Genomic DNA, 2,140 nt, shown 5'->3' with positions numbered 1-2,140 from the left:
AAAGTCGCTGCTTCGGTTATCACCGTAGCAAGCATCACTACTGGTTTTCTTTCCCTTGATCCGGAAGCTGTAGTCCAAGCGTTTAACAAAATCACGGTATCCGCTGAGAAATTTGAAGTCAAATCGGCTTTTAAAAGTGCGGAAAATTGTTTTTCTTACAAGCAGCCAACTCGCGGTTATTTTGCTGCTATACAGTTTCCCAACTGTTTTCATTCTCCAGATACAGGTGTAGGCAGTGCGAAAAAGTCAAGAAAGAGAATGCCACCCGATACCATTAGCCCCAACTTTAAAGAGATAGTTGAAGAAAATGGACAAAAGTATATTTATGAAATTGAAGGAAATAAAAAAGAATTTGTTTCTGTTGATCCGAAATATTATGGAAAAGAATTTCCTGATAAGCCTGTCATGATTAACGGAAAACCTATTCAAATCCCGATATCAAAAGATGGTTTTCCGGATTTTAGAAAGTGGACTGTGTATGATGGTAAATTAGAAAAAGCTGATTGGTATAAGGGAGATAGAGTTCAATTTAGGAAGTTGAATAAAGAAGTGTATAACAAGATTCAGGTGGATCCCAAACTTAAACAAAATATCAATGACGGAATGATCAATGCAATAAAATATGGGAACGGGAATGGACCTGGTAAACAAAAGTTGAACGCTTTTTTTAATCACTTTCCTGCATTAAAAAAGGAGCTTACTGAAAACGACATTGAAGCACTAAAAGATGCAAAAGGGTTGCCAGACCTTACGAAAAAAATTGAAAGTGATCCTGCCTTGAAGCAAAAGTTCCTTGATGCTAATATTCAAGATATTAAAGAAGGAGTAACCCCAATTGGCTTTGTTTGGCATCATACAGAGACTCCTGGTGAAATACAACTAGTTGATCAAAAGGTTCATCAGTTAGGACAACCCCATACGGGTGGAAGATCATTATGGGGTGGTGGAAAGGACAATCGTTAGGAGGGAAGAAATGAGTCAAGAATGGAAACAAGCAATTGAAAAGAGTTATAACGAAGAAAAAGATGGAACAATTGAACGTTTGCATGAAGTACTTCAATTCCCTTATCATCCTGATACACAATGGATCTTATTTCTTGTAGAAGGATATGAGGGATTCTATGGAATACGTCCAATACCCATGAAAGGGTCCCACTCGATTTCCATCGATTCATCGAATCATCCAATTTATGAGACCAAGTTACAAGATCTAGAGTTTAGCTTCTCTTCCGTTCGTTACTTCGATCCAAATGAACTTGATGATGATGAAATCGAAGAATTTGACGAATACGCTGAAAAATATTTGTACGAGTGGTTTTCGGATCGGTTTTTAGAAGCAGGGGGAGATTCATTTCCTGTTCCCTGCTACCTGCAATTCCATGATGGTGGGAAGCGTTTTAACATGAAAACGAAACAATGGGTAGAAGAATAAGAAGGATTTTAGACAATCTATATTAACCTAGATGTTATACACCTCAAACCAAAGCGCCGAATCGCTTCATTGAAATAGCGGTTTTGGCGTTTTTTCATGTACTAAGGGGAACATTTTTAAGTGTCTCAAAATGGTGTCCAATTCGCTCTGATACTATCAAAAACTTCATAAGTATGGCCTGATAGGAGGAAATGATATGTCTCAGGATGTTAGACAGTGGTTTAAAGATGTCGTTTGTGAAAATGAAGATGCATATCAGTTTGAGGTAGAAGATTTAGCTGAAAATTCCGTAGGTAATTGGGGGACGTTAGATTATCTCTCCTTTCTGTGTTATACCACTGCGATAAAAAAATTAATATTGGAGAATGATGTAATCGGCTATAAACAACAATTATACAAGGCTGGAAGATACTTTGAATTGTATATTCTCGCTGAACCGTTGAACATTCCAAGCCATCCTCGCTATGAAAAGGGGGAAACCTGTTTCAAAGGGACTGCCAATCATTATGGCGATTTATATTCAGCCTTGATCAGCCAAAATACGGAGTTGATTGTTTCCTTAGCGCATTTGCTGGGTTGGCGAGGGGAAGAGGAGGATTTCAAGATAAATGTCAACGCCGGGATTAAATTGACCCACTTCAGCCGGTTTAAAATTGACCCACCCCGGTGCCTCATTTAGCCTTTGAAGGTTCCCCGTAAACTCCACTC

3 protein-coding genes are annotated in these 2,140 nt (G+C 38.5%); all 3 read left to right on the top strand.

Annotated features, from left to right (window positions below):
* Window positions 1–963, top strand: a 963-nt coding sequence (locus I8U17_RS18005) for an HNH endonuclease (protein ID WP_198059991.1), incomplete at its 5' end; no start/stop codon positions are given.
* Between the two features lie 10 nt (window positions 964–973).
* The gene (locus I8U17_RS18000; protein ID WP_033100340.1) at window positions 974–1,432 is read left to right on the top strand and encodes a hypothetical protein; all 459 of its coding nucleotides are present in this window, start codon (window positions 974–976) and stop codon (window positions 1,430–1,432) included.
* Window positions 1,433–1,628: 196 nt separating this feature from the next.
* Window positions 1,629–2,111 carry a hypothetical protein gene (locus tag I8U17_RS17995; RefSeq protein ID WP_198059990.1) on the top strand — a complete coding sequence of 161 codons (483 nt, stop codon included), beginning with the start codon at window positions 1,629–1,631 and terminating at the stop codon, window positions 2,109–2,111.
* Window positions 2,112–2,140 lie beyond the last annotated feature (29 nt).

This window comes from Thermoactinomyces sp. CICC 10521 (genome assembly GCF_016055135.1).
GTDB lineage: Bacteria > Bacillota > Bacilli > Thermoactinomycetales > Thermoactinomycetaceae > Thermoactinomyces_A > Thermoactinomyces_A daqus.
This window is presented reverse-complemented; position numbering and strand designations above follow the sequence as displayed.

Bases quoted from the DNA above. Each gene is read 5' to 3' on its own strand.
- I8U17_RS18000 (WP_033100340.1), top strand. From the start codon at position 974: ATGAGTCAAGAATGGAAACAAGCAATTGAAAAGAGTTATAACGAAGAA.
- I8U17_RS17995 (WP_198059990.1), top strand. From the start codon at position 1,629: ATGTCTCAGGATGTTAGACAGTGGTTTAAAGATGTCGTTTGTGAAAAT.